Origin of the sequence: Kangiella sp., assembly GCF_014762745.1 — a bacterium.
Taxonomy (GTDB): domain Bacteria; phylum Pseudomonadota; class Gammaproteobacteria; order Enterobacterales; family Kangiellaceae; genus Kangiella.
Genome location: NZ_JABURJ010000105.1, coordinates 1 through 3629 on the forward strand (window position 1 = coordinate 1; position 3629 = coordinate 3629).

The window sequence follows — 3629 nt, forward strand, 5'->3', positions numbered from 1 at the left end:
TGCCTAATTGTGCCGATGCTGTATCACTTTGTGCGAATTCTGCCATAGCTTTTTTGCCTTGCTGCGCCTAAGCGCCTAAAATACCGATAATTATTTGATGAGTATGGAATTATGACAAAAAAGCGTATGCATAAGAACCTCATATTAGTATTCACGGCCTTTTTCAGCGTATTGATGATATCGTCCTGTACAACTACTGGTTCTCGTAAGTCTGACTCGCCAGCTGTTGCAGACTATGACATGCAGCCTGCAGAGTTTTATTTGCAGCAGGCAGAAGCTGCGGAAGAAGCCGATAGAGCCCCTTTTCTGCTTCAAGCAGCAAAAGCCTATGTGCAGAGGGAGCAGTATGCTGAGGCTTATGAGGTTTTAAATAGTTTCTACCCAACCCAGTTACCTTTAGAGTTACGTGCCGACTGGTACTTATTGGTTGGTGAAGTTGCTCTTATCCAACAACAACCGTTCGATTCTATCCGTGCTCTACAGACAGTTCGTGACCCAGAAAGCTATAGCCTAGAGTGGCAATCACAATATTATCGCCTGCTTGCGGACAGCCTGGCCGCCAATCAACGCCATGCTGACGCAGCCATGACCCGTATTGAGGCCATGCATTTGTTTACTGACCCGGACTTGCGTGAAGAACAGGAGCGTAAAATCTGGATAGAGCTTATGACCTCGCCCACAGGCGCTCTGGAAATAACCCGCAACCGCGCCAATGAGCATGATGAGCTTGGCTGGCTGGATATGGCAATTATTCAACAACAATTCGCCAATAACCCAGCGGCCCTGTCCACTGCCATGCAGGAGTGGAATATACTGTATCCAAACCATCCGGCGCTTTATTACATTGACATCCAGGTTCAACGCGACACTGTAATTGTTGATATTGGTGCTCCGACAAAGATTGGGCTGTTCCTGCCCACCAGCGGCCGGCTTGCCACCGTAGGGAATCTAATACTCGATGGCTTCATGACATCATTTTATGACACTCAGATGATGGGTAGCGAGAAGCCCGAAGTAATCGTTTATGATACCGCCAGTGAGCCGGTGGAATTGCTTTATCAACAGGCTCTTGCTGATGGTATTGAATTTGTAATTGGCCCATTGCTAAAGAATAAAGCAGACGACATTGCCCAATACCAGCAACTGCCAATCCCAACTCTAGTCCTAAACCGTCTGGACAATGCCTACACTCCTGCCGGTATGTTCCAGTTTGGCTTACCGATTGAAGATGAGGCCGAACAAATTGCTCGCTTTGCCATTGATAAAGGACAAACCAGAGCATTCGTTATTAATGCGGATAAGACTGTAGGTCAAAGAGCCGTTGAAACTTTCAGTGATAATTTCCAACGTCTAGGTGGTACAGTTGTACGCAGTGCTGATTTAACCAAAACACCGGATCCTAAAGTTGCAGTGATGCAGATGTTAGGCGCCGATCAGGCAGAAAAGCGTAAGCGTGAATTGCAAAACCTGCTCAATCTTCCGATCGAGTCTTCTGCTCAGATATCAACCACCGCAGACTTTATTTTTATGATTGCCGAAGCTAAAGATGCACGCATCATAAAGCCTTATCTCAATTATTATTACGCCTATAACCTACCAGTGTATGCCACTTCCAATTTAAATAACGGCAGCAATCGACGTGAGAATGATCTTAACGGCATTCAGTTTATTGATGCGCCATGGATGATTCCACAAACCGATGAACAGGCTTCCAATAAACAGAAAGTGGTTAACATGTTCCCGGCTGCTGGTGGCAACCTGGGCCGCTTTTTTGCCCTTGGCTATGATTCATTCCTGTTAATTCCTGAAATCACCCAGCTATCGGCGCTAGAAGATTATTCCGTCGAAGGTTTATCAGGTGAACTGACATTGGATTATTATGGTCGTATCGTGCGCAAGCTGGCCTGGGCAAAGTATCAGGGCGGACACTGGGTTCCGTTAACGCCATAGAACTGACATCAAAACTTAATGGATAATTAAACAAGGGACTGTTAGTGTCGTGAGAACCAGAGATCGAGGCGACAAGGTTGAACTCTTTGCAGAAAGTCACCTCAAAAAACAAGGGTTACAATCAGTAGATAAAAATTTCAACTCTCGTTATGGAGAGATTGATCTGATTATGCTCGATAAGAATACATTGGTATTTGTAGAGGTTCGTTTTCGTGCCAATACCAGTTTTGGCAGTGGTGCAGAAACAGTCACCTTACGCAAACAGAGCAAGATAATTAAGACGGCTCAGCTGTATTTACAGGCAAATAAAAAAATGCAGCAACGTGATTGTCGTTTTGATGTAGTTTCCGTAACATTAGCGGCTCAAGAGCCAATCATTGAATGGCACCAAAATGCTTTTCAGGCCTCAGCCTGGTAAGCATTATTTAAGCGACTCGACCAGGTAGATTATGATAGAACGAATTCGTGATATTTTTACAGAAAGTATTCAAACCAAAATCGCGGCAGCTGATGCGCTTCCCGAGTCGATAGAAAAAGCTGGCCAGATCATGGTCAACAGTTTGCTTAACGGCCATAAAATTCTTAGCTGCGGTAATGGTGGCTCTGCAGGCGATGCTCAGCACTTTTCCTCTGAAATGCTCAATCGTTTTGAGCGTGAACGCCCCAGCTTACCTGCTATCGCTCTAACCACTGATACCGGCACTCTGACATCAATTTCCAACGACTATAGCTATAATGACGTCTTCGCCAAACAATTAAGAGCTCTTGGTCAGCCGGGCGATGTATTACTTGCCATTTCCACCAGCGGTAATTCAAGAAATGTGATTAATGCCATGGAAACTGCGCTCAGCAAAGATATGCTGATTGTAGCCCTTACTGGTAAAGATGGTGGCGAGATGGCCGGACTGATGGGGCCTAATGATATTGAAATTCGTGTCCCTTCCAATTCGACAGCTCGAATTCAGGAAGTACACCTGGTAGTTATTCATGCACTTTGCGATTTTATTGATAACAGTTTATTTGGAACCGAGGTTTAATAATGCTAACTAAAAAATCACTCCGTAACCTATTCCTTATCCCGGCATTAGCGCTTGGATTATCTGCTTGCACCACTTTCGGAACCGTTGCAGAAGATTCAAGTATCCAGGGCCGTGTCAAAGATAGAATTAACCCTATTCTAGAAAAAAACCAACCCAATGCAGTAGACGTCGTCAGCCATAATCTCTATGTCCTGATTTATGGGCAAGTGCCAAATGAGGCAGTTATTGCACAAATATCCGAAGCCATTAAAGGTGTTCCCGAAATGAAGAAAGCCTTTAACGAAGTTCGCGTAGGTAACCCTGAAGATGTCAGCACTGTATCCGATGTCTGGATTACGACCAAGGTTAAATCCAGTCTCGCTGCCGAAAAAGGTCTTGATTCAAAGCGCATCAAAGTCATCACCGAAGATAACGAAGTCTTTTTAATGGGTATGGTTACCCGAGAGGAAGGAGACAAAGCTGCTTTAGTGGCACGCAATATTTCTGGCGTGAAGAAGGTTGTGAAAATCTTTGAGTATATCAACTAAACACAATCACTAAGCTACAAAAAAGGCGAGCCAAATGCTCGCCTTTTTAATATCAATTGTCCCGTCCTGAAATAAGTTGACACTCTGGAGGCTTATTTCATGAAAACATCTA

At 44.6% G+C, this 3629-nt stretch carries 4 protein-coding genes; all 4 read left to right on the top strand.

The window, feature by feature from the left end:
- Positions 1-111: 111 nt before the first annotated feature.
- From HUJ19_RS08530 to HUJ19_RS08545, 4 genes are read left to right on the top strand one after another with little or no spacing between them, the layout of a single operon-like run.
- The gene (locus HUJ19_RS08530) at positions 112-1950 is read left to right on the top strand and encodes a penicillin-binding protein activator (protein WP_290623419.1); all 1839 of its coding nucleotides are present in this window, start codon (positions 112-114) and stop codon (positions 1948-1950) included.
- Positions 1951-1999: 49 nt separating this feature from the next.
- A complete protein-coding gene (locus HUJ19_RS08535) occupies positions 2000-2368 on the top strand; it encodes a YraN family protein (protein ID WP_290623420.1) in 369 nt (122 codons plus the stop codon).
- Positions 2369-2399: 31 nt separating this feature from the next.
- Entirely contained in the window at positions 2400-2987 is a 588-nt protein-coding gene (locus HUJ19_RS08540) for a phosphoheptose isomerase (protein ID WP_018625341.1), read from the top strand.
- 2 nt (positions 2988-2989) lie between these two features.
- Entirely contained in the window at positions 2990-3517 is a 528-nt protein-coding gene (locus tag HUJ19_RS08545) for a BON domain-containing protein (RefSeq protein ID WP_290623423.1), read from the top strand.
- The last annotated feature ends 112 nt before the right edge of the window (positions 3518-3629 follow it).

Excerpts from the sequence above, each read along its gene's own strand:
- HUJ19_RS08540 (WP_018625341.1), top strand. The coding sequence starts at position 2,400 with ATGATAGAACGAATTCGTGATATTTTTACAGAAAGTATTCAAACCAAA.
- HUJ19_RS08545 (WP_290623423.1), top strand. The coding sequence starts at position 2,990 with ATGCTAACTAAAAAATCACTCCGTAACCTATTCCTTATCCCGGCATTA.
- HUJ19_RS08530 (WP_290623419.1), top strand. The coding sequence starts at position 112 with ATGACAAAAAAGCGTATGCATAAGAACCTCATATTAGTATTCACGGCC.